At 72.7% G+C, this 26,182-nt stretch carries 22 protein-coding genes; 14 read left to right on the top strand and 8 right to left on the bottom strand.

Going from position 1 to position 26,182, the window contains the following annotated elements; translation table 11 throughout:
- Positions 1 to 47: 47 nt before the first annotated feature.
- A complete protein-coding gene (locus HQN59_RS08625) occupies positions 48 to 809 on the top strand; it encodes a ParA family protein (protein WP_176068139.1) in 762 nt (253 codons plus the stop codon).
- Between the two features lie 242 nt (positions 810 to 1,051).
- Here the strand turns inward: HQN59_RS08625 and HQN59_RS08620 are convergent, their stop codons facing one another.
- Positions 1,052 to 4,651: a DUF349 domain-containing protein gene (locus HQN59_RS08620; protein ID WP_176068137.1), complete on the bottom strand. Its 3,600-nt coding sequence runs from the start codon at positions 4,649 to 4,651 to the stop codon at positions 1,052 to 1,054.
- A 245-nt stretch (positions 4,652 to 4,896) separates the two neighbouring features.
- Between HQN59_RS08620 and HQN59_RS08615 the strand changes: the two genes are divergently transcribed.
- Complete coding sequence (locus HQN59_RS08615) at positions 4,897 to 5,853, top strand: CvpA family protein (protein WP_176068135.1); 957 nt, start codon at positions 4,897 to 4,899, stop codon at positions 5,851 to 5,853.
- Between the two features lie 78 nt (positions 5,854 to 5,931).
- Positions 5,932 to 8,127: a SagB family peptide dehydrogenase gene (locus HQN59_RS08610; RefSeq protein ID WP_176068133.1), complete on the top strand. Its 2,196-nt coding sequence runs from the start codon at positions 5,932 to 5,934 to the stop codon at positions 8,125 to 8,127.
- Between the two features lie 46 nt (positions 8,128 to 8,173).
- On the opposite strand, the gene HQN59_RS08605 is transcribed toward HQN59_RS08610, so the two are convergent.
- Complete coding sequence (locus HQN59_RS08605; protein WP_176068131.1) at positions 8,174 to 8,422, bottom strand: hypothetical protein; 249 nt, start codon at positions 8,420 to 8,422, stop codon at positions 8,174 to 8,176.
- Between the two features lie 506 nt (positions 8,423 to 8,928).
- Between HQN59_RS08605 and HQN59_RS08600 the strand changes: the two genes are divergently transcribed.
- Complete coding sequence (locus HQN59_RS08600; protein ID WP_342451160.1) at positions 8,929 to 9,759, top strand: amidohydrolase family protein; 831 nt, start codon at positions 8,929 to 8,931, stop codon at positions 9,757 to 9,759.
- Between the two features lie 18 nt (positions 9,760 to 9,777).
- On the opposite strand, the gene HQN59_RS08595 is transcribed toward HQN59_RS08600, so the two are convergent.
- Positions 9,778 to 10,185 carry a cupin domain-containing protein gene (locus tag HQN59_RS08595; RefSeq protein ID WP_176068127.1) on the bottom strand — a complete coding sequence of 136 codons (408 nt, stop codon included), beginning with the start codon at positions 10,183 to 10,185 and terminating at the stop codon, positions 9,778 to 9,780.
- Between the two features lie 387 nt (positions 10,186 to 10,572).
- Between HQN59_RS08595 and HQN59_RS08590 the strand changes: the two genes are divergently transcribed.
- From HQN59_RS08590 to HQN59_RS08565, 6 genes are all read left to right on the top strand, one after another.
- Positions 10,573 to 11,292, top strand: a complete 720-nt coding sequence (locus HQN59_RS08590; RefSeq protein ID WP_176068125.1) for a PEP-CTERM sorting domain-containing protein — start codon at positions 10,573 to 10,575, stop codon at positions 11,290 to 11,292.
- A gap of 97 nt (positions 11,293 to 11,389) precedes the next feature.
- The gene (locus tag HQN59_RS08585; RefSeq protein ID WP_176068122.1) at positions 11,390 to 11,668 is read left to right on the top strand and encodes a DUF3297 family protein; all 279 of its coding nucleotides are present in this window, start codon (positions 11,390 to 11,392) and stop codon (positions 11,666 to 11,668) included.
- 213 nt (positions 11,669 to 11,881) lie between these two features.
- Positions 11,882 to 12,601 (top strand): host attachment protein, encoded by a 720-nt coding sequence (locus HQN59_RS08580; RefSeq protein WP_176068120.1) that lies wholly within the window; start codon positions 11,882 to 11,884, stop codon positions 12,599 to 12,601.
- A 216-nt stretch (positions 12,602 to 12,817) separates the two neighbouring features.
- Positions 12,818 to 13,321, top strand: a complete 504-nt coding sequence (locus HQN59_RS08575; RefSeq protein WP_176068118.1) for an Hsp20/alpha crystallin family protein — start codon at positions 12,818 to 12,820, stop codon at positions 13,319 to 13,321.
- A 166-nt stretch (positions 13,322 to 13,487) separates the two neighbouring features.
- Positions 13,488 to 14,567 carry a hypothetical protein gene (locus HQN59_RS08570; protein WP_176068116.1) on the top strand — a complete coding sequence of 360 codons (1,080 nt, stop codon included), beginning with the start codon at positions 13,488 to 13,490 and terminating at the stop codon, positions 14,565 to 14,567.
- On the top strand, positions 14,528 to 15,235 hold the full coding sequence (locus tag HQN59_RS08565; RefSeq protein WP_176068114.1) for a DUF998 domain-containing protein: 708 nt from the start codon (positions 14,528 to 14,530) through the stop codon (positions 15,233 to 15,235). The genes HQN59_RS08570 and HQN59_RS08565 overlap by 40 nt, the downstream gene beginning before the upstream one ends.
- 168 nt (positions 15,236 to 15,403) lie before the next feature.
- Here the strand turns inward: HQN59_RS08565 and HQN59_RS08560 are convergent, their stop codons facing one another.
- The 4 genes from HQN59_RS08560 to HQN59_RS26490 all read right to left on the bottom strand — a co-directional run bounded on the left by HQN59_RS08560 (position 15,404) and on the right by HQN59_RS26490 (position 20,846).
- Positions 15,404 to 17,872, bottom strand: a complete 2,469-nt coding sequence (locus HQN59_RS08560) for a DUF6351 family protein (RefSeq protein ID WP_176068111.1) — start codon at positions 17,870 to 17,872, stop codon at positions 15,404 to 15,406.
- 181 nt (positions 17,873 to 18,053) lie between these two features.
- Positions 18,054 to 19,010 (bottom strand): CysB family HTH-type transcriptional regulator, encoded by a 957-nt coding sequence (locus HQN59_RS08555; RefSeq protein ID WP_176068109.1) that lies wholly within the window; start codon positions 19,008 to 19,010, stop codon positions 18,054 to 18,056.
- Between the two features lie 123 nt (positions 19,011 to 19,133).
- Complete coding sequence (locus HQN59_RS08550; RefSeq protein ID WP_176068107.1) at positions 19,134 to 20,705, bottom strand: phospholipase D-like domain-containing protein; 1,572 nt, start codon at positions 20,703 to 20,705, stop codon at positions 19,134 to 19,136.
- Positions 20,706 to 20,720: 15 nt separating this feature from the next.
- The gene (locus HQN59_RS26490) at positions 20,721 to 20,846 is read right to left on the bottom strand and encodes a hypothetical protein (protein ID WP_259372716.1); all 126 of its coding nucleotides are present in this window, start codon (positions 20,844 to 20,846) and stop codon (positions 20,721 to 20,723) included.
- A gap of 162 nt (positions 20,847 to 21,008) precedes the next feature.
- On the opposite strand from HQN59_RS26490, the gene HQN59_RS08545 reads away from it, so the two are divergent.
- The 3 genes from HQN59_RS08545 to HQN59_RS08535 all read left to right on the top strand — a co-directional run bounded on the left by HQN59_RS08545 (position 21,009) and on the right by HQN59_RS08535 (position 23,810).
- The gene (locus HQN59_RS08545) at positions 21,009 to 22,451 is read left to right on the top strand and encodes a flagellin N-terminal helical domain-containing protein (protein ID WP_176068104.1); all 1,443 of its coding nucleotides are present in this window, start codon (positions 21,009 to 21,011) and stop codon (positions 22,449 to 22,451) included.
- Between the two features lie 212 nt (positions 22,452 to 22,663).
- Positions 22,664 to 23,326 carry a hypothetical protein gene (locus HQN59_RS08540; protein ID WP_246294771.1) on the top strand — a complete coding sequence of 221 codons (663 nt, stop codon included), beginning with the start codon at positions 22,664 to 22,666 and terminating at the stop codon, positions 23,324 to 23,326.
- A gap of 94 nt (positions 23,327 to 23,420) precedes the next feature.
- Entirely contained in the window at positions 23,421 to 23,810 is a 390-nt protein-coding gene (locus HQN59_RS08535; protein WP_176068102.1) for a VOC family protein, read from the top strand.
- A gap of 111 nt (positions 23,811 to 23,921) precedes the next feature.
- Here HQN59_RS08535 and HQN59_RS08530 read toward each other — a convergent pair whose 3' ends face one another.
- Positions 23,922 to 24,932: a TRAP transporter substrate-binding protein gene (locus tag HQN59_RS08530; RefSeq protein WP_176068100.1), complete on the bottom strand. Its 1,011-nt coding sequence runs from the start codon at positions 24,930 to 24,932 to the stop codon at positions 23,922 to 23,924.
- Positions 24,933 to 25,344: 412 nt separating this feature from the next.
- Between HQN59_RS08530 and HQN59_RS08525 the strand changes: the two genes are divergently transcribed.
- Complete coding sequence (locus HQN59_RS08525; RefSeq protein ID WP_176068098.1) at positions 25,345 to 26,178, top strand: shikimate dehydrogenase family protein; 834 nt, start codon at positions 25,345 to 25,347, stop codon at positions 26,176 to 26,178.
- Positions 26,179 to 26,182: the final 4 nt, after the last annotated feature.

Here is a 26,182-nt window from a genome sequence, read left to right as displayed (position 1 = left end):
TGTGCAGTGCACAATCGACGCTTCAGCAGCTAGCAGGCCGGGGCACGATGCGGTACGTGGTGTTCAACCAGAAGGGCGGCGTCGGCAAGTCGACGATCACCTGCAACCTCGCCGCGATCAGCGCCCAGCAGGGCCTGCGCACGCTGGTCGTCGACCTCGACGTGCAGGGCAACTCGACGCGCTACCTGCTCGGCGAGCGCGAGGACGCGAACGAAGGCGTGGCCGGCTTCTTCGACCAGTCGCTCAAGTTCACGATGCGTCCGAAGGGGGCGGCCGAGTTCGTCGTCGAGTCGCCCTGGGACGACCTGCACGTGATGCCGTCGAGCCCGCTACTCGACGAGCTGCACGGCAAGCTCGAGTCGCGCCACAAGATCTACAAGCTGCGCGAGGCGTTCGACGAGCTCGACGGCTCGTACGACCGCATCTACGTCGACACGCCGCCGGCGCTCAACTTCTACACGCGCTCGGCGCTGATCGCCTGCGAGCGGTGCCTCATTCCGTTCGACTGCGACGACTTCTCGCGGCGCGCGCTCTACACGCTGCTCGAGAACGTGCAGGAGATCCAGGCCGACCACAACAAGGCGCTGAAGGTGGGCGGGATCGTCGTCAACCAGTTCCAGCCGCGCGCCAACCTGCCGCAGCGCCTGGTGCAGGAGCTCGTCGACGAGGGCCTGCCGGTGCTGCAGCCCTACCTCGGGTCGTCGGTGCGCATCAAGGAGTCGCACGAGCAGTCGTGGCCGATGATCTTCATGGACCCGCGTCACAAGCTGACGCAGGAGTTCGTCGCGCTGCACGACGCGCTCGCGTGAAGCGCGCCGCTGGACGGCGCGGCTGACGCGCTGCTCCGGCGCTTCGCGCCGCAGGGCGGCTTCGCCGGCGGCGTGATGCCACGCTGGCTTCCGCAGCCGGATAGACGCGGGGCCGCGCAGCGCGCCGGGCACGACTTGCCCGCACTTCACTTAGGTGCTGGGTGCCCGCGAGAGATGGGGACGCTGCCGGCACCTCACCGAAGCAGCGCCGGGCGGCGCGTGCCGCCGCCGCGCCGCCCGGATCAGCGATCGGCCTCCGCGAGCGCGGCGAGCGCGCGCTGCAAACGCTCACGCTGCGCCGCGTCGAGACCGGGGCGCCCGAGCAGCGCGGCGACCAGCTCGTCGCGCGTCGCCGGCGCCGCGCCGCGCCCTTCGAGCGCCGCCTTCATCGCCTGCAGCTTGAGTGCGCGGCGGGCTTCCTGGAGCGCCGGCGGCGACGCGAGGCCGAGTGCCGCCTCGAGCTGCAGCAGCAGGTCGTCGGTCGCGACGGTGGTACCCGACGTTGCCCTGGTCGCCGGCGCTGTCAGCCCCGCCCGGTGCGCGAGTGCACGCTCCCACGCCGGCGCGAGCGCCGGCAGCGTGGCCCAGCGCGCCTCCATGCTCGTGCGGTCGACACCGGCATCACCGCGCTCGAGCGCTTCACAGAGCGCGAGCTTGGCTTCGAGCGCCTCGGCAGCAGCGCGCCGCGCGGCAGCGTCCGCGTCGGCAAGGCGGCGGGCGATCGCCTCGCGCGTCGCACGGAACGCCTGGTCAAGCGCCGCGACGGCGTCGCGCGGCGCGGGGCCGCAGCGGTTCCACGCGGCGTCCGCGCTCGCCAGCGCATGACGCAGCTCGGCGACGCCGGCGTCCGGCGCGAGCGCGCCGAGACGCTCGATCAGCGCGCGCCGCTCGGCGGCGTTCGCCTGCAGGGCGGCGTCGCGCGCGTCGTGCACGGCGTCGCGCGCCTGGAACACCGCGTCGAGCGCCGCCCTGAACTCGGCCCAGGCGGCGTTCTCGACCGTGCGCGGCAGCGGAACCGCGCGCGCCTGCTGCTGCCACGCGCTCTGCAGCTCGCGAACGCGCGGTCCGAGGTCGCGCATGCCGCGCGCACCGGCCGCTTCCTCGGCGAGCGCGCGGGCCCGGCCGACGAGCGCGTCGCGCTCGCGACGCGCCGCTTCGCGGACCGCCGCGAGCGGCTCCTCGAGCCGCGCCAGCGACCGGCGCATGCGCTCGAGCAGGCGCTCGCGCTCGCCGCGCGGCACGGTGTGCTCGACCGGCCCGAGCGCGCGCCAGCCGGCGCGGAAGCGATCGAGCGCCTGGACGACGCCGCGCCAATCGACGGGCGCGACATCGTTCGCCAGGACTGGCGCGTTCGCTCGCGCGGGCGCGGCAGCCGCCGGCGCCGGCGCGCGCCGGGCGCTCGCTGCCCCGGCGCGATCGTCGGAGGCATGCGCTGACGCCTCGGGCGACAATCCAGCCGGTCGGGTCGAGTCGTCGCCGAGCCCCGCTCCGTGGGCCGCGGCCGCCACGGCGGCCGCTGCAGGGGTGCCGGCGGGGTCGGCCGAGGCGGTGCGGTCGGAGGGCGCCACCTGGCCGGCGAAAACGACCTGGTCAGAGAGCGCAGCGTGGTCCGCGGACGCTGACTCGGCCGCGTGCCGTGCCACGGGTTCTCCGGAGTCCTCCTCGCCGACGTCCGAAGCGGCGCCTGGCGCCTCGTCGCCCAGCGCCTCCGGCCGTGTGCCGGCGCCCAGCGATCCCACCGGCTGCTGCGCGTCGACCGTCGTCGCGTTCGCTGGCCGCTCCTGGCCGGGAACGGCGACGGCATCAAACGCGTCGAGCAGCTCGAGCCGCTGCTGCAGGTTCTGCTCGCGCGCCGCGCGCTGCGCTGCGGTGTGGGCCGCCACGGGCTGGTACGCACTGGTGAGCGCCTCGTCGAAGCGCCGCCAGGCGGCGGCACTGCCGGCGCTGCCGAGGCGGTCGAGCTCCTTCCAGCGCGCGCGCAGGGCGGCGATGCGCTCGGCGCGCTCCTTGACCGGCAGCGGCTGCCCGTCGGCGTCGAGCTTCGCCAGCGCCTCGGCCTCGGCCACCAGCTCGTCGCGCGCGACCGCGCCGCCCCACTGCTGCCAGCCCTTGAGGCGCGCCAGCTCGGCGTGCAGCGCGCCGATGCGCGCGCGCTGCTTCTCGCTGACCCCGCCCTGCGCCGCCCGGGCATCGACGCCGGCGAGCAGCCCGCGCGCGGCGTCGACATGGCCCTCGGCGAGCGCCTCGGCGGCCTGGTCGAGCGCGCCGTCGAGGCCGTCGACCTGACCCGCGCGGGCGGCGCGCTGCTGCATCTTCTTCTGCTCGACGCGCTGGGTGCGGCGCGCCTGCCGCGCGTCGGCCTCGGCCTGCTGCCAGGCCGCGAAGCGGCGCTCGAGCAGCTCGTGCAGTTGCGCATCCGCGAGAGGAGCGAAGGCACGCCAGGCAGACTCGGGGCTCGGCGCGCCGGAGGACGCCGCCTCCACGGGCGGTGCCTGCGGAGGCGCTTCAGGCAGCGCGGGCTCCGCAGCCGCCTCGGACGACGAGGCCCCCGCTTCGGATGACCGGGGCGCCGGTGCAACGCCGCCGTCGGCCGGAGACGTCGTCGTGCTGCCGTCGACCTCGGGCGCGGCGCCTGCGGCGACGTCGGCGGCTTCCCCGAGCACGTCGCGCGGGAGGCGCTCCAGACGCTCCTCGGCCGCCGGAGAAGCGGTCGCCTCGACCGGCGAGGATTCGTCGCCGACTTCGGCCGGCGCTGCGTCGGCCGCTGCACCGCCTGCCGGCACTGGAGCACCGGACCCGGCCGACGCTGCATCAGGCGCTGCGCCTGGCGGCACCGAGGTATCGACTCCGGCCGGCACGGCGTCGAGCGTCGCCGCGGCAGCGCTCTCGTGCGGGGCGGCGTCGGCCGTCGCTGCACCTGAAGGCACCTCCGCGAGGGTCTCCGCAGCGCCGTTTGCGCGCGCGGACCCCGGCTCGGCGAGCCGTCGAGACGCCGCGCCGCTGCCGGAGCTTCCAGGCGGAATGGCCGCAGGACGCTCGCGAAGCCGCTCGAGAAAACCGGCCCGTTCCTCGACGCGCTCGGCGTCCGCGAGCGCCGCGGCAAGCGCGTCGTGGAGCGCCCCGCCGCTCTGCGCGTCCGGCTCGCGGAGCACAGCCTCGGCGGCGCTGCGCGCGGCGGTCAGCGCATCGCGCTCGTCGGCTCCGCCGGCCCGCGCGGCGCTCGCCGCCTGCAGCGCCTGCCGTGCGGCTTCGGCGCGCGCGCTCCAGCGTTCCGCCTTCCAGGCGGCATCGCCGCGTTCGCGGATCAGCGACGTCAGCCGGCTCATCGCGGCGGTGTAGCGCTCGCGCTGCGCGGGCTCGAGCCGCTGCGCGTCGAGCGCCTGCCAGGCCCGGTCGAGTTCCGCGAGCCGGTTGACCGGGATCAGCTCGGCGCCGGCGAGTGCCTCGGCGACCGCCGCCAGGCGATCGGCCTCGGCGCGCGACTGACGTTCGGCCACGCGGTCGGCGTGACGCTGCTTGGCCAGACGCGCGACGCGGCGGTCGCGCTCGCGCAGGCTGCGTTCGGCCGACTTCAGCACCGCCTCGCTCGCGATCGCCTCGATCGCCGCCTCGCGCACCGCGAGCGGTGCGCCCGAGGCGGCGATCTCGAGCAGCGCCGCCTCGTCGCCGCTCGCCTGCTGCAGCCGCAGCGCCCAGTCGATCGGCGGCGGCGACGGCGCGAGGACCGGCGCCGCCGGCGGCGTCGGAGCGGAACCACGCGGACGCGCTGCAGGCGCCGGCGCGGGCGGCGCCGACGCGGCTGCGCCGGGGGGCGGCTTCTTCTTGAACAACCAACCGAGCATCGGGCGACAGCCTCCACAGGTCCGGGGCCGGCATTGTGCGCGGCGGCCGGATCGCCGCGTCGCGCGAGGTCGCGGCTGGGTCCGCGCGGCCAACGGCTTGTGCTCGGTTCGGATGTCTTGATCGCTCCAGCCGCACGAAAGCCGAACGAGACGGCGACGGCCACACAGGGCGCGGGACGATCGTCCGGCCGCCTCGGCAGGACCGGGCGCGCAGCCACGGGAACCGCACTTGCCTCGGCGCCGCGATGAACCTCGTCGACATCCTGCTCGTCGTCCTGGTCGTGTTCGGCGTCTGGGGCGGCTGGCGACGCGGCTTCCTCCTCGGCGCGGCCGACCTGATCGCGCTGCTCGGCAGCGCCGCGTTCGCGTTCTGGGCCTACCCACCGCTCGCCGGCTTCATCGAAGCCCAGGGCGCGCGCTGGGGCGTGTGGCTGGCACCCGCGGCGTTCCTGATCGCCTTCCTGGTCGCGCGCCTCGCGCTCGGGCTGCTGCTCGGCGCGCTGATCCGCCGGGTGCCGGCGAAGGCGCACCCCCACGTGCTGAATCGCGCGCTCGGCGTGCTGCCGGGCGCCGCGCAAGGCCTCATCAACGCGGCGATCGTCGCGCTCCTGCTGCTCGCGCTGCCGTTCAGCGACGAGATCACCGAGCACGTGGCCCAGAGCCGCCTGGCCCAGCAGCTCGTCGAGCCGGCCGGCTGGGTCGAGGAGCAGCTGACGCCCATCTTCGAGCCGGCGTTCAGCCGCACCCTGACGCGACTGACGGTCCAGCCGGGCTCGCGCGAGTCGCTGCAGCTGCCGTTCAGCGTGAAGAACGCGAAGCCGCGCCCCGATCTCGAGGCGGCGATGCTCGTGCTGGTGAACCAGGAGCGACGCCAGAACGGGCTGCCGGAGCTGCAGGCCGACCCCGAAGCGACGCCGGTGGCGCGCGCGCACTCGGCCGACATGTTCGCGCGCAGCTATTTCTCGCACCTCACGCCCGACGGCAAGGATCCGTTCGACCGCATGCGTGCGGCGGGGCTGCGCTTCCGTGCAGCGGGCGAGAACCTCGCCCTCGCGCGCAGCCTGCCGATGGCGCACCAGGGCCTGATGAACTCGCCGGGGCATCGCGCCAACATCCTGCAGCGCCGCTTCGGCCGCGTCGGCATCGGCATCCTCGACGGCGGCCGCCACGGGCTCATGGTCACCCAGACCTTCCGCAACTGACCGTGCATCGGCGAGGATCGGGCGCCGGCTCGCGCGCGCTCCGGAACGCCACGGCGAACGCGCGCGGCCCCGAAGTCGATGTCCAAGCTCTCGTGGATCGTGCTCCCGCTGCTGCTCGCGGCAGCCGCGTTCGCCGTGCAGGCACTGCGCGGGCGCGCGCCGCGCCGCCATGCGGTCAACGTGTGGTCGAGCGTGCTGCTGCTCGCCTACCTGCTGGCGACCGCCGGGCTCGGCATCTTCTGGGTCGCCAACCAGCAGCTGCCGGTGTTCGACTGGCACTACCTGTTCGGCTACGCGACGCTGGCGCTGGTCGCGCTGCACCTGGTGTTCAACTTCGGCGTGGTGTGGCGCCACGTCGTGCGGCGGCGCCTGCGGCCGCGGCGCGACGCGACGCGGCGGCGGCGCATGTTGGGCTGGTCGGCGAGCGCCGCCGTGACGACACCCTCCTCGCCAGCCGGCAGCTCGGAGGCGCCACCTGCGGCCCGCCGGCTCGGCGCAGCGGCAAACACGACGCACGGGGCTCCCGCAGCCTCGCCTGAGGACGCGCCGGCCAGCGCGCCGGCCCCGTCTCGCGCAAACGAGATCGGCAGCGCACCGGTCGCCGCGCCGGCGGGCACCGAAGTCCGGTCCGGTCGACGGCGCTGGCTGGTCGCCGGCACCGCGCTCGCGACCGGCGCGGTGGGCTTCGGGCTCGGCATGCGGATCGGCCGCTCGGGCCGTTCCGACGCGCTGCCGGCGCCGGGCAGGTCGGTGCTGCTTGGGTCGCCGGGCCGCGAAGCCGCCGCCGCCACGCTGGCGGCGGTCGAGCGCTTCCACGCCGCGTCGTCGCACGCGCGCGCCGGCGTGCTGCTGCGGGTTCCGAACGTCGCCTGGGGCGACCCGCCGCCGCCGTTCAAGCGCGACCCGGCGCGGCCGACGCTGGCCCTGCCGTCGCCGCGCGCGGTGCGCGCACGCGGCCTCGAGATCGGCGCGGTCGGCAGCGTGCTGTGGCACACCACCGGCGTCACCAAACGGCGCGGCGGCCTGCTGCTGCGCGCCTCGCCCTCGTCCGGAGCGCTGCACGCGACCGAGCTGTACGTGGTCGCGCGCGGAGTCGCCGGGCTCGCCGACGGGCTCTGGCATTACGACCCGGAGCGTCACGCGCTGGCACGGCTGCGCGACGCGGCCCCGAGCGACGAGGAGCTGGGCCTCCCCGCCGAGCCCTCGCTGCCGACGGCGAGCAGGAACGCGTCGACGGCCGCGGCGGCGTCACCACCCGCGGGCACGCCCCGCCTGCGCGTCGTCGCCACGGCGATGTTCCGGCGCACCGGACACAAGTACCGCGACCGCACCTATCGCTATGTGCTCGCCGACCTCGGGCATGCGCTCGAGAACCTGGTCGTGGCCGCCGGCGCGCTCGGGCTGGTCGCGCGCCCGCTCGCCGCCTTCGACGAATCGCGTGCCGCCGGCGCACTGGGCATCGACGAGGCCGAGGAAGGCGTGCTCGCGGTCCTGACGCTCGAAGCGCCGGCGACCGGCGTCGGCGGCAGCGATCCCGCCGGTGCGGCGCCGACGGCCTGGCGCGCGCCGGCGCTCGATCTCGCGTCAGCCGCGCCGCTCGGCGTCACCGCGGCGATCCATGCGGCGACGTCGCTGCGCGCAGCACGCGCGCCGGAACCCCGCGCGAGCGGGCTGCGTGCCGGCGCGGCGGCGCCGGCACCGACCCTCGTGCTGCCCGGCGGCGCGCAGCGCGCGGGCGAGGTGCTGGCGCGCATCGCGGCGCGCCGTTCGGTGCGGCGCTTCGCAGCCGCGCCGCTGCCGCTGCCGGCGCTGGCCGGTGTGCTGGCGGCGCTGCCCGGCCACGGAGCGACGCTGTCGCACGCGGTTCGCATCGACGTCGTCGTCCACGCGGTCGACGGACTGGTGCCCGGCGCCTACCGTTACGACCCGGCGGCCGACGCGCTGCGGCCGCGCCGGGTTCCCGCCACCTTGCGCGACGCCGCGCGGGGCGCCGCGCTCCACCAGGACGTGATCGGCGAGGCGGCGGCCGTGTTCGTGCTGTCGATCGATCGCGCCGCCTTCGCCGCCGACCCGCTCGGCCCCGGACGCGGCTATCGACACGCGTTCATCGAAGCCGGCAGGGTCGGGGAGCGGATCTACCTCGAGGCCGCCGCGCGCGGCCTCGGCGCGTGCGCGGTCGGCGCGTTCTACGACGCCGAGGCGTCGGCGCTCGTCGGCGGCTCGCCCGAGCACGAGTGGGTCGTGCACTTCGCGGCGCTCGGCGTGCCCGACTGACCAGGCAGCGCCGTCGAACCGATGGCGCGCGGCGCGTCGCCGTCCCTCAGGTACGCCGGGGCGGCGGCGCTTCCTTGAAGAAGGTGTCGAACACGTCGCCGCCGTTGTTGTCGGCGTTCTCGGTGATCTCGACCCCGTTCAGGAGGTCGAACGACGAGCCGAGCCACCCGGCCTCGGAGATTTCGCGGCGCGGCCGGGCGGCCTCGGGTTCCGGTGCCGCTGCCGGTGGCGAGACCGACCTCGCGGCCTCTTCGCTGATCACCACCAGCTCTCCCGTGGGTGCATCCGACGTCATGCGCCAGATCCGGCGCTCCTTGATCGCTACTCGCCTGCGGTGATACACGACAGCCCGCTCCATCTCCCGTCGCCCTGCGCCGAGCCGGCCCGGTTCTAGCACCGGCACCCCGCCCTTGCCAAGGCGTCGGGTTTCAGGGAGTTACCCGATCGGCGCGAGTGTCAAGCCGCGCCGGACCGGCGGGCGCGGCCGGCGGTAGGGCCTCGTTCCGGTGTGCGACGAGCGCTCGGGCGCCACAGAATCGACCCGTGCGGCGCCACGTCGGCGCCTGCAGGCGTTACAGCGCGAAGCGCACGGGAGACGTTCGGATGCAGTCGGCGCGGGTGGGGAAAGCGGTCGTTTCCAGGGTGCGGGGGTGGCTGGGCGGACGCAGCAGCGCGCTGCGAGGGCCGGCGCGGTTCCAGGCGAGCGGGAACGCATCCGGCGATGCGCACCGCTGGCCGCCGAGTCGCAAAGGCGCGACCGCGGTCGCGGCGCAGCTTGCCGGCCTCGCCCTGGCCGCGCTGGTGGCCGCCTCCGCCGCGCGCGCCGAGCCGACGCCGTATGGTGGCCCCCTGTTCGACGCCCACCTGCACTACAACGTCGAGGCCACCGAGCGCTACCCGCTCGCCGACGTGCTCGGCCGCATGCAGCGCAGCGGCGTGCGCGCGGTGATCGCCAACAGTCGGCCGAACGACGGCAGCAAGGCGCTCGCGGCGGCCGACGCGACGCGGCGCGCCGGCGTCGTGGTCGTGCCGTTCGTGCGGCTCTACCGCAATCGCGCCGACTACACGGGCTGGCACGCCGATCCCACGATCGTCGACATGGTGCTGAGCGAACTCGCCGCAGGAACTGCCGCCGGGCCGTACCGCGGGCTCGGCGAGTTCCACCTCTACGACAGCGCCAACGCCGACGGACCGACCGCGCGCCGCCTGATGCAGCTCGCCGCCCAGCGCGACCTCGCGGTGCTGGCGCACGTCGACGACGTCGCCGTCGAGAAGCTGCTCGCGCATGCGCCGAACGCGCGCCTGATCTGGGCTCACACCGGCATCGGCGGCGTGCCGGTCGAGCGCGTGCGCACGCTGCTGGAGCGCCATCCACGGCTGATGGGCGAGCTCTCGTACCGGCCCGGGCTCGTCGACGCCGACGGCAGCGCGAGCGCCGCGTGGCGCGCGCTGCTGGTCGCGATGCCCGACCGCTTCCTGGTCGGCTCCGACACCTGGATCAACGCCCGCTGGGACGACTACGAGGGCCTGATGCGGCAGGCGCGCGGCTGGCTCGGCAGCCTGCCGCCGGCGGTGGCGCGGCGCATCGCGTGGGACAACGGCGCCGCGCTGTTCGGCCTCGCGGCGCCGTAGCCGGCAGGCTGCCGGCGCTCAGCCCGCAGCCGCCGGCTGGTACGGATCGACCTTGTCCTGCTCGGCCGGATCGTTGCGCGCGACCACCGCGCGTGCCGGTTCGGTGGCGCTGAGGTTGATGGCCTCGTGCGGCACGCCCGGCGGAATGAACAGGAAGTCGCCCGCCTGGCTGATCACCGACTGCTCGAGGCGCGGGCCATAACGCGTCTCGACGCGGCCTTCGAGCACGTAGATGCCCGTTTCGTAGCCACGGTGCGAGTGCGGGTCGGCACGCGCTCCGGGCGGGATCACGACCAGATGCATCGACAGCCCGCGCGCGCCGACCGTCGATCCCGAAATGCCGACGAAATACGGCAGGCGCTGGCGCGTCAGCACCTCCTCGAGCGGTCGGATCGGCTTCACGTCGGGGGGGTCGGCAGCGTCCATCGCGATCTCCTTCAGTGTCGGCGCGGCGAGACTGCGGCGCGCCGCAGGCCCCTGTCAAGGGCGCCGGCAACCGCCCCACCATTCGTCCGCACGACACGATCGCACACACCCGCGGTCGACCGTTCGGCGTGAGGACGGCCGATCTGCCGACAATTCACTTGACACCGGCCAGGTGACTCGACTTGCAAGCGAGGCAATCTCGACTTGGCAAGCCGACACGACATCCAGTTCGGCGACTTGCGCATCGCCGGTCACGAATTGCAGTCGTGACTTATTTACATGTCGCCCGAGTTGACAACTCCGACGCGACGAGCCGCCAAGTCGTTGATAACTCTGAAGGGCATGCTTCCTGCATTCGAGGCTGGCGCATCCAACCCGGAGTCGACCATGCTCAAGCAAGTTCTCATCGGTGCCGCCATCGCGGCCATCACCCATTCCTCGTTCGCTGCGCCCGTCGGGCTCGACGGCGCCATCGGTGCCGAATGGGCCGGCGTGACGCCTGTCCAGGTGCTGTACAACCCGGCGGCGCCGACCAGCAACTTCGGCGCGCCGACCAACATGAGCAACTCGACGGCCTACCAGATCTTCACGCGCCGCGACTCCAACTATCTCTACGCTGCGGTACAGACGACCGGCGGCGGCGATGCAGCAGGACTGTTGTTCAGCAATCTTTATTACTCGCTGCGCTACGGCCCGGGCACGTACGGCAACAACGGGTCGTCGATCGCCTTCGAGATCACCAACGACCGAGCGTTCAATCCCAACACGGGCATCTACTACAACGACACGGCGGCCGACCTCATTCGCTTCGTCGCACTCGACAACGTCGGAAGTCCCGACGTGATCGAGGCGGCGATCGACCTGTCGGTCTTCACGGCGAACGCGCTCGGCGTCGGCGGCTTCGGTCTGCCGGCCGGCGAGACCGCCGCCGGCATCCGCCTCAACCTGTCGCAGTCGTTCGGCTACAGCGTGGCGGGCGGAGCCACCTACGGCGACGCGCGACTCGGATTCGTGCCGCTCGCCGGCACGGTACCGGAACCCGGCGCACTCGCGCTCAGCAGCCTCGCGCTGCTCGCGCTCGCGGGTACGCGCCGCCGGCGGACCTGACGCGCCGGCGCCGAGCAGCGGTGCCGCGCTGGCTCCGCTGCTCGGCCGGTCGACGCACCCGGAGTTCGCCTCGACCACGGTGATAGATTGCGCGCCCATGAACGAGACGACCCCGACGCCCGAGACACCGGCCACCGACGCCGCCCTGCCGCCGCTGCCGGACCGGCTCGCGGTCGACCCGCGCAGCCCGCATCACGTCGCCGAGGTGTTCGAGCGGCCGATCGGCATCCGCTTCAACGGCAACGAGCGCTCCGACGTCGAGGAGTACTGCATCAGCGAAGGCTGGGTCAAGGTCGCGGCCGGGCGCACGCTCGACCGCAAGGGCCGGCCGATGCTGATCAAGCTCAAGGGCACCGTCGAGGCGTTCTACCGCTGAGCCGGCTGGCGGCAGCGCGTCGCCTCGCGCGCCGTCGTCTTCGAAGCCCATGGTGACGGTCGCGAGCCTGCGCGACGGCCGGGGAACGCCGCTGCTTGGCGCGGCATCGCCCTTTGCCTCTTCGGCCGCCAGGCACGCCGCACCTCCCGGGCCGACCCGCCCTGGGCACGACGCTTGCAGCGCGGCGGTCTCGACAACCAACCGGCGATGGCGATGAGTCAAGATTCGAAGGCAAGCACGGGCGGCCTCGACCGCTCCGAAGGGCAGGATCGCAACGACAGCGGCCTTCCGGCGCGCCCCGGCCAGCAGGCCGGCCAGAGCGGTGCCGAGCGCACCGGCGACGTCCGCGAGAGCAGCGACGCACCCGACGGCGGCGCGTCCGACGTGAGCGGCCGCAGCCATGCCGGCGACTGGGCCAACCGAGGCGTCGTGCCGCGCGCCGACGCCAGGACGATCTGGGTGGTGGTCGCCGACGAGGGCCTCGCACGCTTCCTTCGATGGCCGGAGACCGGCAACGAGCTCGAGGAGATCGACGCGCTCAGCGATTCGGCCGCCCACGCGCGGGAGGGCGACCTCCACCGCGATGCGGCCGGCCGCCGCGCCGGCGCCGCCCCGCAGGGCTCGAGCCAGGGAACGCCGCAGCACAGGCTGCGCGGCACTTCGAGCGTCACCGCGTCGGCCGGCGAGGACCAGCAGCACCAGGAAGCGCAGGGCTTCGCCAGGCGCGTCGCGCAGCACCTGGCAGAAGCCCTGCAGCGCAAGCGCTTCGACGAACTGCGTCTGGTCGCCGCGCCGCGCTTCCTCGGCCTCCTGCGCAAGGAGCTCTCGCCGCAGGTCGGCGCGCTCGTGACCCAGGAGGTGAACAAGGACCTCATTCACGAGGACAACCGCGCGATCAGCCAGCGCCTGTTCGCCGATCAGGCCGGCGCCTGATCGGCCGCGACGCCGCCCGAGCCCTAGGCGCAAGGCGGCCGTCGTTCTTCTGACTCACCTTCCAGCGGCGCTGCCTCGCGGCGTCTGCCTGTCCTGGCGCGGAACCCGCGCCACGCCTTCCGCATCCAAGGCCGCGTTCGTCCGGCGCCTTCCGCTCGAGGAACCTTCGGCATGGCGCCGGGCATCGTGTCCGACTCATGCAAAGGGAGGCGATCGATGACCACGTTGACGAGGCAACTGAAGGAAGGCGCCGAGCAGGCGTTCGAGACGCTGGCCGAGGGCTGGCGCGAGCTGCGTGCCAGGGCCGGCGGCGCGCTGACGCGCTTCCGCTCGAACGATGACGACGCGCTCCGAGGCGGCGGGGTCGAGGGCATCCCGCGCCTCGGCCGCTGGGCGTTCATGGCCGCCGACGTGATCGAGCGCGACGACCGCATCGTCGTCCGACTCGAAGCGCCGGGCATGCGCCGCGAGGACTTCCAGGTCGAGGTGCGCGGGCAGACACTGCGCATCCACGGCGAGAAGCGCGTCGACCACGAGTCGACGAGCGGTGGCTACCGCCTGGTGCAGTGCGCCTACGGCGCGTTCGACCGCGAGATCCGGCTGCCGGGCGACGTCGAGGTCGAGCGCGCCGCCGCAACCTATCGAGACGGCGTGCTGCGCGTCGAGCTGCCGAAGGCGCCCGGCGGCGCGGCGAGCCGGTTCAGCGTGCCGGTGAGCTGATCCCGCGGCGGCAGCGGCGGGAGGGCGCCGCGACGGCATCGCTTCGGCTCGAGGGCTCGCGGGGCGTGCGAGCCGACCGGCCCTCTCGCAGCGCGCGGCCGCCGCCGCGGCGCCGCAGCAGGGAAGGCATCACGCGCCGGATCACGCGCGCCACGACAATCGCGCGATGACCTTCCGCACCCTGCGCGCCGCGGCCACACGCCTCGTGCCGGCGCTCGTCGCCGCGTTGCTCGCGAGTTCTGCGGCCCACGCGCAGGGCTACTCGATGGCCGACCTCGACGCCCTGGTCACGCGCCGGGAGTACGCCGAGGCGGTCGCGCGCTTGAAGGACGTCGCGCCGACCCAGCGCAGCGCCGCCTGGGACGCGCTTGCGGTGAAGGCGATCGTCGGCGTCAGCGAAGCGATGCGCAGCGACTGCGAACGCGCCTACGAACTGGTGAAGGAGTTGCGCGCGCAGTTCGGCAGCGTCGCGACGAACCCGGTGCTGCTCGCTCGGCAGGTCGAGTTCGGCGTCTGCCATCTCAAGGAGATGCGCTCGTTCGCCGACCGGCGCGGGCGCGAGCAGATGATCGGCGAGGTGCTGGCGCTCAGCCCGGCCGCGATCGTTCCGCTCTACGGCGAGGCGCGGCACGTGGCCGGCGAGGAGCGCGCGCTGCAGTGGATCGCCGCCGACCCGGATGCCGTACGTGCCAACGCACGCCTGAAGACGACGCTGCTCGAGCGCGCCGGTGCCGCTGGCGTCGCGCCGGCGCGGCGCGCCGACATCGTTGCCACGCTGAAGCGCCTCGGCTGGTACGACGACTGGGTGCGCGGCGCGACCGCACGCCTCGACGAGCTCGGCGCCGCCTTCATGCGCGGCAACTTCGGCGCGTCGACCGGCGAATCGGTCGCCGAGGCGCTGCGCGAGGCGGGCCACCCAAACGATCTGCCCGTCGCGCGCGTGTACGTGCCGCTCGGCCTGCGTCTCGCACCGGTGCGCGCCCGTGCGCGGCTCGACCGCGTCGCAGCGCTCTCCCCTGCCGCGCTGCGACAAGCCGAGCGGGAGATGATCGACGCGCGTCCCGAGCACGCGTTCTGGTTCGAGGGCGACGAGTGGGAAGGCGCACCCTGGGCCGAGGTGCGCCGCCTGTTTCCGGTGCTCGCGAGCACCGCCATCGCCGAGTGCGAGGCGTTCCGGCGCGACCCGGCGCGGCAACCGGTGCACGTGTGGCGCAGCAGCTGCCGCTGGATCGTGCCGGGCGGCTGACGCCCGCCGCCCTGGCAGCGGCGCTCTGGCTCGCTGCCGCTGCGGTCTACCTCGGCGGCGAAGCGCTCGCTGCCGTCGCGTTCGTGCCGCCGTACCGCTACGCGATCGACTACATCAGCGACCTCGGGGTGCCGGACTGCGGCATCGTGATCGACGGCCGCGCGATCTGCTCGCCGCGCCACGCGCTGATGAACGCCGCCTTCGTGCTGCACGGGCTGCTGTTCGCCGCGGCGGCGCTCGCCGCGGGCCGCGCCGCCAGGACCGGCCGCACGGCGTTCGCGGCGCTCGCGCTCACGCACGGCGCTGGGCTCGCGCTCGTTGCGGCTTTCCCGACGGATGCGGCGGCGGGAGTCGACGCCAGCCTGTGGATCCACCGGGCCGGCGCGCTCGCGGCGATCGCCGGCGGCAATGCCGCGGTGATGGCGGGAGCGCGGGTCGGCGCGGCGCTCGGCCTTTCGCCGCTGCACCGTCGTGCAAGCCTCGTGCTCGGCGGCGCCGGCATCGCGGCGCTGCTGATGCTCGGCGTCGACGTCGCCAGCACGCGCATCGACGTGCTTGCGGGCGGCGCCTGGGAGCGCATCAGCGTCTACACCATCGTCGCGTGGGAGGCGCTGACGGGAGCGTGGCTGCTCACGACCCTGCCTCGGCAGGCGCGCCGGGCACGCTGACACTCGGTCGTCGTTCGCGGGAATGTCTCGCCGCTACGCGAGAGCCCCCGCATCCAACCACGAAGAAAAAGGCCGGCGGCTCCGCGAAGCTGCTGCCCCGCGACACCACCGACCCGTTGCCGAAAACCCGCGCCGGTTCGACGACCGGCTGCGGGCTGGTTCGGACGCTTACTGCTCGCGCGACTCCGGCGCGGCGCCGAGCGGCTGACCGCCCGGGCCGGCCTTGAACGTCAGCGGGCTGACCGCGACCTGCTGGCCGACCCCCGGCTTGCTCCAGTCGCACACGCCGCTCGGGAACACCGCCTGCAGGCGCGTGAACTGCGCCGTCGTGAAGGTGATGCCGGCGTAGTCGGACTGCACCAGCGGCTTGAGCTGGCACTTGAGCACGTCCTCGGCGCGCGGGCCACCGGCCACCTGGCGCGGCGACAGCGACGGCTTGAGGAAGCGGTTGGCGTCACAGGCGGCCATGTCGTAGACCTTGTTCGACTGCGTCGCGTCCTCGGGCAGCAGGCAGAAGTCACGCGTGTCGCGGGCACCCGAGAGCGGGCGCGCGGCGCGCACCTTCTGCTCGAGCGTCGCGTTGCTCGTGTTCGCCTTCAGCGCCGTCAGCCACGCATCCATCGACAGGAACGCGTCGGTGCCCAGCGTGCCCGGTGCGGCCAGACCCGTGCGCGCGAAGCGCCAGAGCGCCTGGTTCTGCGCGTCGCCCGCGTCGCGGGTGATGCGGTCGCGGATCGCCCAGCTGTACCACTGGTGGTGGATCGGGATCGTTCCCGGCGTCTGGCCCGGCGGCAGGTTGGCGGCGATGTTCGAATCGTCCCAGCCGCGCAGGTCGATGATCGCCGTCTTGGCGAGCTGCTTGCCGCTGGCGACGATGCCCGAGCGGTACGCGACGTCGAGCGCCTCGGGGTCGGCCGCGGTGCGCGCGTTGCGCGGCGTCGAGTCGCGGTCGATGCCGCCGGCGATCTCGTTCAGCGTCACGAACTCCTCGGGCGTGATCGCGCCGTCGCGCAGCGCCTTCAGGCCGTACTGCACGCCGACGTTGTCGCGCGTGTCGCGTGCGGCCGGGCTGCCGGCGACTCGCCCCCAGATCGACTCGGCCCACGACCACGCGTTGCAGCGCGGCAGGTTGGCCGTGGCGACCGGGTTCGCCGGGTCGTAGACCGCGCTGTTCGGCAGCTCGCAGTTGTTCGAGAACGTCGTCGCCTGCGTGATCGCGCCGGTGACGTTGTTCGACACCAGACGCTGCTGGAACAGGCCGGCGCGTCCGTTGCTGCCGAAGGCGTTGTACCAGCCGTGGCACGCGGTCTGGTCGGGGTGGCCGTTGATGGCTCCCTTGCGCGTGTTGATCTGGTCCTGCGTGAGGCCGAGGCCCGTCCAGAGGTTCAGCATCTGCGACTTCTGGTACGCCTCGACCAGCACCACGCAGTCGCCGACCTCGAGCGTGGTCGTCTCCGAGTCGGGGTAGGTGCAGCTGGTCACGATGCCGTCGAGCAGGCCCGGGTTGATCGACGCGTTCATGTTCGAGTTGATCGAACCGCCCGAGCAGCCGGTGCCGAGGGTGTACTTGATCGGCCCGTAGGTGTCGGTGATGTGCTCCTTCATCATCATCACCGTCTCGCTCATCATCACGCGGTTCGAGTTGCGCGACGAGTCGGTCATGCTGTTGGTCGCGACCAGGTAGCCGCGCTTGAGCTGGTCCTCGGCCGAGGTCCAGTTGGTCGCCGGGCGGACCTGGCGGCGCGGCTGGCCGGTGCTGGCGCCGAACGTGTAGTAGACCTTGCCGTTCCAGGTGTTCTGCGGGCTGACCGCGGTCCACGGCTGGGTCGGATTCGTCAGCACCGCGATGTCGTAGATGCCCCGGTTGATGCTGCCGCGTTCGACACGCACGATGAACGGCACCGTGACGCCGGCGTCGGTGGTCGTCGTCGCGATGTCGGCGGGCGTGCCGCCGGTGTACGGCTTGAAGCAGCCGTTGGCCGGCGCGGTCGGCGCCGCCGGCACCGTGGTCGCGGTCGCGCCGATGTTCCACACGGGGTCGGGCAACCCGAACGAGCAGCCGGTTGGGTTCGCCGTGCTCTGCGCGGCGGCGGTGGTGCGGTAGTAGAGCTTGGCTTCGGCCGGCACGTTGCAGTTGGCGTCCGGCGTTCCGCTGAGGCCGCTGCCCGGCGTGGCCGGCGTGTTGCCGTTGGCGACGGTCGGCGTCGGCGTCGCGCAGTAGAACGGCTTGGTCTGCGCGCCCGAGAGCACCGGGCCGCTGCGCGGCGCATTGGTAATGGTGAGCTGCGCCGCCTTGGCGCCGTCCATGGAGGCAACGAGGACGTTGTCACCGACCGCGAGGCCGCTGACGAGGCCCGTGATGCGGCCGTCGGCGCGCTTGGCGAACGCACTCGTCACGTCGCGGGTACCGACGCGGACCGAGAGGCCGCTGCCGCTCGCGCCGTCGGGGGCGACGATCTCGACCAGCGCGTCGCCGTCGCTGATCAGGTCGGCGCGGTTCGAAAGGGTGCGGATCTCGACCGCGTCGTCATCGTCGCCGCCGCCGCAGCCCGCGAGGGACGCGATGGCGAGGGACGTGCCGACGAGCACGGCAAGACGGAGCCGCCGCGGACGGCGGCTCGGAATGGGGCGGGTCATGGAGTCTCCTGTTTCGGCTCTGGGCCGGGGGCATGCGGCGCCGCGACGGGCACCGTCGGGCCAGCTTACGAAGGCGGCATCGTCGTCGACACCCGGTAAACCCGCCCCTGCGACGCGGATGCGACGGGTGGAAACCCGGGCTCCGCGGGCAGGCGGCGGCGCGACGCGCCGCGACCGCCGCTCAGATGTCGAAGTGCGTGCCGGGTGCGGCGGCGAGCGAACGGTCGACCAGCTCGCGCGTCAGCGGCGATGCGAACGCGCCGATGAAGTCGTAGACGTAGCTGCGCAGGAAGGTGCCGCGGCGCAGCGCCAGGCGCGTCATGTTCGACGCGAAGAGGTGACGCGCGTCGACCGCGCACAGCCCCTGGTCGCGCGACTCGTCGTACGCCATGCCGGCGATGATGCCGACGCCCATGCCGAGTTCGACGTAGGTCTTGATCACGTCGGCGTCCATCGCGGACAGCACCAGGTTGAGCGCGAGCCCCTTGCGCGCGAACGCGTCGTCGATGTGGCTGCGGCCGGTGAAGCCGGTCTCGTAGGTGATGATCGGCAGCTCGGCCAGGCGCTCGAGCGTCAGCGGCACGCCGCGCCGGTTCTCGTCCGCCAGGGCGTGGCCGACCGGCACGATGACGCTGTGCGTCCACTGGTAGCTCGGCAGCGCGACGAGCGCCGGGTAGTCGGCGAGCGCTTCGGTGGCGACACCGATGTCGGCCTCGCCGGCCATCAGCATTTCGGCGACCTGCTTGGGCGAGCCCTGGTGCATGCGCAGCAGCACGTCGGGGTGCATCGCGCTGAAGTCGCGCACGGCGGGCGGCAGCGTGTAGCGCGCCTGCGAGTGCGTCGCCGCGATCGTCAGCACGCCGCGCCCGGCCGACGCGAAGTCGTCGCCGGCGCGCCGGAGGTTGTCGGCCTCCTGCAGCAGGCGCTCGATGATCGGCAGCACGGTCGCACCCGGCGGCGTGAGGCCCGTGAGGCGCTTGCCGGCGCGCCCGAAGATCTCGATGCCGAGCTCGTCCTCGAGTTCGCGGATCTGCCGGCTCACGCCCGGCTGCGAGGTGTGCAGGGTCTGCGCGACGGTGGTCAGGTTGAAGCCCTGGCGCACCGCCTCGCGGACCGAACGGAGTTGCTGGAAGTTCAAGGCAGGGGGTCGATATTTGCTTTCCGCATTTTGAGCAGCCTAGAAGCGTCCGCTTCGAACATATACGCGTTTGCTATCGCGCTGCCGGCATAAGCACCCCGGCGGTGCGTGCAGACGTGCGGACTACAGCAGGTCCTCGCGCGCGAGCGGCGACAGCAGCCAGGTCTTGAAGCGCAGCCACCAGCTGCCCTCGGGCTCGTCGACGGTGGCGATGTCCTCGCCGTCGGGGCCGACCGAGACCCACTCGATGCGATCGTCCGGCTCGCGCAGGCGCAGTCGATACATGCTCGCGTAGCCGTCGCGCTCGAGCAGGTGCATCGCCTCCTCGCCGAGGCGCGGGCTGTCGATCACGAGGGCGAGTTCGGTGTTGACGCGCGACGAGCGCAGGTCGAGGTTCATCGAGCCCACGTAGAGCCAGCGCCGGTCGATCAGCGCGGCCTTGGCATGCAGGCGCCCGAGCGAGCGGCGGAACTCGCCGAAGCGACCCGACTGGCGCGAGAGCGTCGCGCCTACCTCGTAGATGTGCACGCCAAGCTTGAGCATCGCCTTGCGATAGCGTTTGTAGCCCCAGTGCACCAGCGGCTCGTCGGTCGAGCCGAGCGAGTTCGTGAAGAGCTTGACGCTGACGTGGCGGGCGGCGGCGTGCTCGAGCATCGCAAGGCCCCGCTTGCCGGGGATCAGGTACGGCGAAACGATCACCGCCTCCGATTGCGCGGCGTCGAACACCGCGAGCGCGCGCTCGGTCACGGTGTCGGCGCCGGGCCCGACCGCCGTGCGGCCGCCGGCCTTCTCGGGCGAGTCGGCGAACAGCTGCACCGGCGCACGCACCAGGCCGACGTGGCCGCGTGCCAGCTCGAACTCCACCGGCGGGCGGTCGAACGGATCGAGCGGGCTCGACGGCGAATCGGGCGCGGCGGCGCGCACCAGCGCGTCGAAGCGGCGCCGCGCCTCGGCCCGATCGACCGGCACCAGCCCCAGCACCTGCGCCGGATACGTGTAAGGGCTGTTCCAGTAGTCGTCGAACACGCTCGAGAGCTTGTGCACCACCGGGCCGGCCGACAGCAGGTCGAGGTCGATGAAGTTGGCGCTGCTGTGGCGCATGAAGTACTCGGCCGCCATGTTGCGGCCGCCGGTGATCGCGAACGCGTTGTCGGCGATGAACAGCTTGTTGTGCATGCGGCGGTTGATGCGCCCGAACTCGTGCAGCGACAGCAGCAGGCGCGGCACCATGTCGAAACCGCGCACCGGAAGCGGGTTGAAGATGCGCACCTCAACGTTGTCGTGCGCGGCCAGCGTGCCGAGCAACTCGTCGCTGCCGCCGGCGTAGAGGTCGTCGACCAGCAGCCGCACGCGCACTCCGCGCGCCGCCGCGTCGCGCAACTCGGTGACGAAGCGGAGGCCGACGTCGTCGGGGCTCAGCAGGTAGTACTGGGCATCGACGTACTTGGTCGCGCGGCGCGTCAGCGCGAGGCGCGCGTTGAACGCCTGATCGCCGATCGGCAGCAGGCGGAACGCCGAGATTTCGGGGCTTGCCGGCTCGCCGACGCTCGCCGCGGCGATGCGCCCGAGCGGCGTCTCGGCGGTGTCGGTGCCGGCGAACTCGGGCGTACGCGGCGGGTTCGGCGGCAGGCTCGCACAGCCGCCGATGGCGGCCAGCACGACGACGAGAAGGACGTGCCGGAACAGCGACCGCATGCGCGCCTTCTCGCGTCAGGCGAGGTCGATGCGACGGAACGAATGGGCCACGCCGACGCGCCGCGCACTCGACGCGAGCATCGCTGCGCCGGCGTGATCGATGCCGACGCGGATCAGGCGCTTTGCGACGGCCAACGACATCCCTGCCTCCTGAATCGGCGCAGCTTACCCGCGAACACCCCCGATCGGGTGCACCCGTCGCTGTCCACGGACGCCGTCGCGCCGCAGGATCGACTCAAGCGCCATCGCCGGCGGCCGATAACGATCGACCCGCAGTCCTCCCCTGTCGTTTCGAATCGAGCCGTGCCGCTCTCCCTCAACCCGAACCGCCTCCATGCGGGCGGCGCGCTCGACCGTGCGCAGACCGACCTCGCGAAGATCACGCGACGGCTGGCGTCGGGTCTTCGCGTCGCCGAGGCCGCCGACGACGCCGCGGGGCTCGCCGCCGCGTCGCGCCTCGACGCGCGCGTGCGCGGCCTCAGGGTGGCCGGGCGCAACGCCGTCGACGCCGTCTCGATGGCGCAGACGGCCGAAGCGGCGCTCGGCAGCATCGCCGGCAACCTGCAGCGCGTGCGCGAGCTCGCGGTGCAGGCGGCGAACGCCAGCAACGGCAGCTCCGAACGCGCCGCACTGCAGATGGAAGCCGCCGGGCTCGTCGACGAGATCGACCGCGTCGCCCGCACCACGCGGTTCAACGGCCAGGCGCTGCTCGACGGCAGCTTCTCGACCGCCGCGCTGCAGGTCGGCAGCGACCCCGGGCAGACCGCCGACGTGGGCACGCTCGCCAGCGTCCGCGCCGGTGCCCTGGGTGTCGCCCCGACCCCGCCGCCGCCCACCACCACCAGCGTCGCCGGCGCCGACCTGACCGCCGCCAGCACCATCACCGGCCCTGGGCAGCTCGTGATCAACGGCGTCGACGTGTGGCAAGGCAGCACGGTGACGGCGGACGCGAAGAACCTGGCGGCCGCGATCAACGCCGCCGGCATTGCCGGCCTCGTCGCCACGGCCGCGCCGCTGACGGCGGTCGGCTCGCTCAACCCGGCTGCGTCGCCGGCCGGCACCATCTTCATCAACGGGTCGGGGCTGTACTACGACTTCACCAACGCGCCGCCCGGTACCGTGACTTCGACGATGCTGTGGCTCTTCAACCAGGCCAATGTCTGGCAGGGGACGACCGCGGTCGACAATGGCAACGGCCTGACGCTGACGCGCGCCGACGGCTCGAACGTCGTGCTCAACGTCGGCACGGGCGATCCGTCCGCGCTCGGCCTCGGCGGCATCACCTACGGCGTCGGTACCGACGGCGTCACCTACAGCCACGTCGACCTCAGCTACACCGGCAGCGGGGGGCTCACCATCGCCGGCAGCAAGGCAAGCGCCCTGGGGCTGCCGCCAATGACCGCGCCGCCACCGCCGCCGACGAGCGGCGGCTGGGTCAGCCAGATCGATCTCGCGAGCGCGGGCGGCGCCGCGTCGGCGCTCCTCACCGCCGACGCGGCACTCGCGACCGTCGCCGCGATGCGCGCGCGGCTCGGCGCCACGCAGAACCGCTTTGCCGCGGCACTCGAGGCCATCCACACCGAGTCGACGAGCGCCAGCGCCGCGCGGAGCCGCATCGTCGACGCCGACTACGCGGTCGAGATCGCCGCCCTCACGCGCGCTCAGGTGCTGCAGCAGTCCGGCCTCGCGATGCTGGCGCAGGCCAACTCGAGGCGTGCCGACGTGCTGAAGCTGCTGCGCAGCTGAACCACGGCCGACGTCGCGCGAGCGAGACGCTGCACGGGCGTGGCTGCGCCACCCGTGCACGTTCAGCCTCCAAGCGATCGCGCAGTTCCTGTCGGCCTCCGGCTGACACGCGCGGCCGGCACCAGCCTACGGGCCGACGCGGCACAGCCCGAGCGGCACGGCTCGGCGGGTGACCTACGCTGAGGCTCCTGCTTGGATTCAAGGAGTTCGTGATGGACAACACCACCAGTGGCAACAACTACAGCTCGGGGACGACGGGCACGGGCTCGGGGACGAGCGGCACGAGCGGCAACTACGGCGGCAGCCCGGGCACGACCGGCACCAACGTGGGCAGCACCGGCACCGGTTCGACCAGCAACCTGAGCGACACCACCCGCACCACGACGGACGACTCGCATCCGGCAGCGACCGGCATCGGCGCGGTGATTGGCGGGGTCGGCGGCGGGGTGGCGGGAGGCGCGGCTGCCGGCGCAGCGGTCGGCGGCATGACCGGCCCGGTGGGCGCCGCGGTCGGCGCGGTGGTCGGCGCGGTTGCCGGCGCGCTCGCCGGCAAGGGCATCGCCAAGGCGGTCGACCCGGTCGCCGAGGACAACTACTGGCGCGACAACTACTCGTCGCGTCCGTACGTCGAAAGCGGCTCGAGCTACGACGACTACGCTCCTGCGTACCGCCACGGCGTGAACGCCTACCAGAAGTATCCGGACCGCTCGTTCGACGATGTCGAGTCGGACCTCGGACGCGACTGGGACAGCAACCGCGGCAGCTCGTCGCTCGGCTGGGAGCGCGCCAAGCATGCCTCGCGTGACGCCTGGACGCGCGTGAGCAACACCGTCGAGCGCGCGATCCCGGGCGACTCGGACGGCGACGGGCGCTAAGCTCTCGCCGAGCGCCGGGAGCTCCAGGCTCCCTCCGTCCGCATGGCCGCTGGCGTTCGACGTCCGCGGCCATTCCTTTTTCCCGAGCCGCCGCATGCCCGTTCACGCCCTCAACCACGTCAACATCCGCGCGCCGCGGGCGCTCGTCGCCGAGTTGAAGGACTTCTACGAGAGCGTGGTGGGGCTGCGAGCCGGCTGGCGCCCGCCGTTCCAGTCGACGGGCTACTGGCTCTACCTGGGCGACGTGCCGGCGGTGCATCTGGTCGACGACGACGGCGTCGCCGCCGCGACCGGCGCGCGCGGGCCGATCATCGACCACGTCTCGTTCACCTGCAGCGGCCTCGCCGACGCCGAGGCGCTGCTGCAAAGCCGAGGCATCGCGTTCCGGCGCACCACCGTACCTGGCACCGCGCTGGTCCAGCTCATCATGCGCGACCCGGCCGGCAACGGTGTCGAGCTGCAGTTCCAGAGCGTCGACGCCTGATCGCGCGGTCCGACGCAGCACCCCGCACGGCAGCCATGCCGGCAAAGAAAAAGGGCACGCCGGGCGATGCCTCGCGTGCCCTCAGCCGGCCGCTCCCGGCCGGGGCGGCGTTCAGAGCTTCGAGACGCGCTCGAGCTCGGTCTTGAACAGGGTCATGACCGCCGGGTCGTACGAGGAGCCGAACTTCTCGTAGATCGGCTGGACTTCCTTGCGCATGCGCGCCACTTCGGCCGGCGCGAGCTCGTTGAACACCATGCCCTTGGCGCGCAGCTCGGTGAGCGCCTTGCCGGCGAGCTCGCGGCTCACGGTGCGCTGGTAGTTCTGCGCTTCGATCGCGGCGTCCTGCAGGATCTTCTGCTCGGCCGGCGAGAGGCGGTCCCAGAAGCGCTTGCTGACCTGCACCGGGTTCAGCGCGTACACGTGGTTGGTCCCGCTGACGAACTTGTTCACCTCGTAGAACTTGCTCGACAGGATCACCGTGTACGGGTTCTCCTGGCCGTCGACGGCCTTGCTCTCGAGCGCGTTGTAGAGCTCGGCGAACGGCATCGGAATCGGGTTGGCCTTGAACGTCTTGAACGTGTCGAGGAACACCGGGTTCGGGATCACGCGCAGCTTGAGACCTTCGAGGTCCTCGCCCTTGGTGATCGGGCGCTTGCTGTTGGTGACGTTGCGGAAGCCCAGGTCGAACGCGCCGAGAACCACGATGCCTTTCTCGGGCAGCTTCGCCGTGATCATCTTGCCGAGCGGGCCGTCGACCATCGCGTCGGCCTGCCTGGCGTTGCTGAACAGGAAGGGGAAGTCGAACAGGCCGAACTCCTTGACGATGCCGGTGAGCGACGTCGTCGAGGCGACGAACATCTCCTGCACGCCGCCCTGCAGCGCCGACTGCTGCTGCAGTTCGTTGCCCAGCTGGCTCGACGGGAACTCCTTCACCGTCAGCTTGCCGCCGCTCTTGGCCGCAACGATCTCGGCGAACTTCTTGACCCCCATGCTGGTCGGGTGGTCGGGGTTGTTCAGGTGGCCGAAACGAATCGTCCGTTCCTGGATGTTCTGGGCCATTGCCACACTACCGGCGGCCAGCAGCGACAGCATCGCCGTCAGGCGGATCAGCTTCAGTTTCATGGTTTCTCCTGTGTACGAAGCAAGGTGAAGGATCGATCTGGCCCGGTGTGTGCGCGGCACCCAAGCGCAAGGGAGACAACGTGACGACGTCGATTGCGCTGACAGCGTCAGCCCGATACATCGCGCGCCAAGGGTTCGCCCTGATCCCACGACGCTCGAGGCGGGTTCCGTCGCGTGCATCGCCGCGGGCGCGGAGGCGCTCGCGGCGGCACGCGGCGACGACGATCGTCCCGTCCGGTCGGTCGCGATTCTGTGGGCCAAGCGCCCAAAAAAAACGGCTGGAGATTTTGTGAAGCCTGGGGTGTTCACTTGCGCATCAACCCGGGTTGAACTTCATCGTGGCTGCGGGTAAAACGCGCCGCCGCGCAGCCGTGCACACTCGGATGCTGCGCCAGCGACCGGAAAGGTTTCGATGATTCGCGGAACGACAGCCCTGGTCGCCCACATCGGTTGGCCGACTCACGCCTTCAAGGCGCCGATGATCTACAACCCGTGGTTCGAGCACGCGGGCATCGACGCCGTGGTCGTGCCGATGGGCTGTCGCGAGGCGCACTACCCCGCGTTCCTGCGCGCCGTCTTCACGCTCGAGAACATTCGCGGTGCGCTCGTCACCATGCCGCACAAGGTCGGCACCGCCGCGCTGCTCGACGTCGCATCGCCGGCGGTGCAGATCGCGGGCGCGTGCAACGCGGTGCGGCGCGACGCCGAGGGCCGTCTCGTCGGCGACCTGTTCGACGGCGAAGGCTTCGTGCGCGGGCTCGCGCGCAAGGGCTGCCAGGTCGCCGGCGCGAGCGCGCTGGTGGTCGGCGCCGGCGGCGTCGGCTCGGCGATCGCGGCGTCGCTCGCGGGTGCCGGCGTGGCAGCGATCGGCCTTTTCGACGCACGTGCCGAGGTCGCGGAGGGGCTCGCGGGGCGGCTGCGCACGCATCACCCCACGCTCGAAGTACGCACCGGCTCCAGCGATCCGGCGGGTTTCGACATCGTCGTCAACGCGACCCCGCTCGGCATGAACGAGGGCGATCCGATGCCGATGGACGTCGCCCGCATCGCGCCGACCAGCTTCGTCGGCGAGGTCGTGATGAAGAGCGAGATGACCGCGTTCCTGCAAGCGGCGGCAGCGCGCGGCTGCCGGTTCCAGATCGGAACCGACATGCTGTTCGAGCAGATCCCGGCCTACCTCGAGTTCTTCGGCCTTCCCTCGACCACGCCCGAGGTGCTGCGCTCGCTCGCGCGCCTCAGCTACTGACCCC

This window comes from Rhizobacter koreensis, from assembly GCF_013366375.1.
Classification (GTDB): domain Bacteria; phylum Pseudomonadota; class Gammaproteobacteria; order Burkholderiales; family Burkholderiaceae_C; genus Schlegelella_A; species Schlegelella_A koreensis.
This window is presented reverse-complemented; position numbering and strand designations above follow the sequence as displayed.